This window comes from Microcystis sp. M179S2 (assembly GCF_020245805.1).
In the GTDB taxonomy this organism is placed as follows: domain Bacteria; phylum Cyanobacteriota; class Cyanobacteriia; order Cyanobacteriales; family Microcystaceae; genus Microcystis; species Microcystis aeruginosa.
In genome coordinates this window covers 1-2,857 of sequence record NZ_JADBUE010000042.1, presented here as the reverse complement: position 1 = coordinate 2,857, position 2,857 = coordinate 1, and the positions used below count along the sequence as shown (strand labels likewise).

Genomic DNA, 2,857 nt, shown 5'->3' with positions numbered 1-2,857 from the left:
AAGAAGGTCGCCAAGAAGGTCGCCAAGAAGGGGAAATCATCGGAAAATTGGCTTCTGTTCCCTTATTATTGCGAGCGGGGGTTAATCCCCAAGAAATCGCCGCTTCTCTGGGATTATCTCTCGAACAGGTCTTAGAAGTGGCTCGGTCACGCGAAGCGTGCGCGAAGCGTTCGCTGGAAGATAGCGATCGCTAGGGTATTTTCAGATTTCGGCAGTAGAGATATAATTTCCTTATCTTCCTTTATGCTTTTCTTCGATGCTATCCTTACTAAAAAAGCTCTGGAATTGGCTAAAATCGCTCTTTATTGGCAGTCCGAGGGCAATTAACCCCAAAGAAGTCAAAAATACTCCTCCAGAACCCAGCGATGGGGAATATGAAGGGATATTGATGGGGTTATTCGAGCAGGTGGCGGCGGGAACCACTACCGACGGGTTACGGGAATGGCTATACAGTCGCCATTGTGACGATAAAAAGCTGGCGCGGTGGCTAGGGGTCAAAAGCGAGGAATGGCTACAGTATCCGGAAGATTATCAAACTTTAGGGCGGAATCTGGCGGCTTTAGGCAAGGTGATGACGGGAAATCTGGGGGAAGTGTCCCAACGGATTAGCCTCCAGTTACGCAACGCGGTGAGGGATGTTTCCGGTGTGGAGGGGGAAAATCTAGGCCCAAAGGAGACGGATTTAACGGAAGTCCAAAAATTCTATCAACTTTTGAATCAAGGGAAAACTTCGACAACTCAGGGACTATCCACTGCTAATAATACCCCGATTGTTCAGGATGCCGAATTCTGGTTTGAGCAAGGAACCCAGAAATACATGAATGGGGATTTTATCGGCGCGATCGCATCCTACGATCAAGCTTTAGAAATTAAACCCGATGACCATCAAGCTTGGTACGGCCGAGGGGTTGCGTTAGGTAATTTAGGCAGATTTGCAGAAGCGATCGCATCTTACGACAAAGCTTTAGAAATTCAACCCGATTTCCATCAAGCTTGGTACAACCGAGGGAATGCGTTAAGGAATTTAGGCAGATTGGCAGAAGCGATCGCATCCTGGGATCGAGCTTTAGAAATTAAACCCGATTTCCATCTAGCTTGGTACAACCGAGGGGTTGCGTTAGGTAATCTAGGCAGATTAGAAGAAGCGATCGCATCCTACGATCGAGCTTTAGAAATTAAACCCGATTACCCTGATGCTTGGTACAACCGAGGGATTGCGTTAGCTAATTTAGGCAGATTTGAAGACGCGATCGCATCCTACGATCGAGCTTTAGAAATTAAACCCGATGACCATGAAGCTTGGAACAACCGAGGGGTTGCGTTAGGTAATTTAGGCAGATTTGAACAAGCGATCGCATCCTACGATCAAGCTTTAGAAGTTAAACCCGATAAGCATGAAGCTTGGACTAACCGAGGGGTTGCGTTAGGTAATTTAGGCAGATTAGAAGAAGCGATCGCATCCTGGGATTGCGCTTTAGAAATTAAACCCGATTACCATGAAGCTTGGAACAACCGAGGGATTGCGTTAGGTAATTTAGGCAGATTAGAAGAAGCGATCGCATCCTGGGATCGAGCTTTAGAAATTAAACCCGATTACCATGAACCTTGGTACAACCGAGGGCTTGTGTTAGGTAATTTAGGCAGATTTGAACAAGCGATCGCATCCTATGATCGAGCTTTAGAAATTAAACCCGATTACCATGAAGCTTGGAACAACCGAGGGGTTGCGTTAGGTAATTTAGGCAGATTTGAACAAGCGATCGCATCCTATGATCGAGCTTTAGAAATTAAACCCGATTACCATGAAGCTTGGAACAACCGAGGGACTGCTTTAGTTAATTTAGGCAGATGGGCAGAAGCGATCGCATCCTACGATCGAGCTTTAGAAATTAAACCCGATTTCTATCTAGCTTGGTACAACCGAGGGATTGCGTTAGGTAATTTAGGCAGATTAGAAGAAGCGATCGCATCCTACGATCGAGCTTTAGAATTTAAACCCGATTTCCATGAAGCTTGGTACGAGCGAGGGATTGCGTTATATAATTTAGGCAGATTTGGAGAAGCGATCGCATCCTACGATCGAGCTTTAGAAATTAAACCCGATGACCATGAAGCTTGGAACAACCGAGGGATTGCGTTATATAATTTAGGCAGATTTGGAGAAGCGATCGCCTCTTACTACCAAGCGGTAGCCATTAAATCCGATGACCATCAAGCTTAGTCTGACCGAGGGTGGGCGATTTGTTCTCTGGGTACAATAGGGCTAGATCAACTAACAGAATATAGTGATCCTTACCATTGGGCGGCCTATACCCTGACTGGACAGGACTAACTTATGGAAATTCCCAAAACAATTATCGATCTTGAAGCGCTGCTAATCGCCCTCGCACAGCAGACTGAACCCTTGCCAGAATATCTACAGCGATCGCTCAAAGAAATTGAACGATTATTAAGGGAAGAACAACCCCAGGCAGCAACACAATTGCGGCAACTTGTCAAGGATTTTCCCCCCCTAGAAAAAGCTTATAAAAAAGCGATCGAAGAATTAGACGCAGCCTATGCTAACCAAGAATGCGCCAAAAGTTTAAGCGTCATTTTTCCCGATAGTTTAGATTTCGAGTCCCTATTTATTAATGATGTTATTCCTAGCCAAGATTGGGTAAAAACTGCCCAAAAATTAGCCCGATCCCCCCTTGATCACCTATCCATTAGTCACATCTTTCTTAACATAAAATTTGACAAAAAGAGAAAAGTGTGCCAGATGGCTCAAGGGGGTTCTATGGGTGGACTAATTTGATGAGATAGTTTCCAAGTCTGGCTGATATCATGTAGCCTTCGCAGTCCCAACCAAATAGTT

Annotated in this window: 2 protein-coding genes and 1 pseudogene; all 3 read left to right on the top strand. The window is 45.2% G+C overall.

Annotated features, from left to right (window positions below; translation table 11 throughout):
- A pseudogene (locus IM500_RS02400) lies at nt 1-194 on the top strand (Rpn family recombination-promoting nuclease/putative transposase); the annotation flags it as partial.
- A 62-nt stretch (nt 195-256) separates the two neighbouring features.
- Complete coding sequence (locus IM500_RS02395) at nt 257-2,221, top strand: tetratricopeptide repeat protein (protein WP_287737561.1); 1,965 nt, start codon at nt 257-259, stop codon at nt 2,219-2,221.
- Nucleotides 2,222-2,335: 114 nt separating this feature from the next.
- Complete coding sequence (locus IM500_RS02390) at nt 2,336-2,797, top strand: hypothetical protein (protein ID WP_287737560.1); 462 nt, start codon at nt 2,336-2,338, stop codon at nt 2,795-2,797.
- Nucleotides 2,798-2,857 lie beyond the last annotated feature (60 nt).

What these genes read in the sequence shown, in the direction of transcription:
- IM500_RS02395 (WP_287737561.1), top strand. Translation starts at nt 257, where the DNA reads ATGCTATCCTTACTAAAAAAGCTCTGGAATTGGCTAAAATCGCTCTTT.
- IM500_RS02390 (WP_287737560.1), top strand. Translation starts at nt 2,336, where the DNA reads ATGGAAATTCCCAAAACAATTATCGATCTTGAAGCGCTGCTAATCGCC.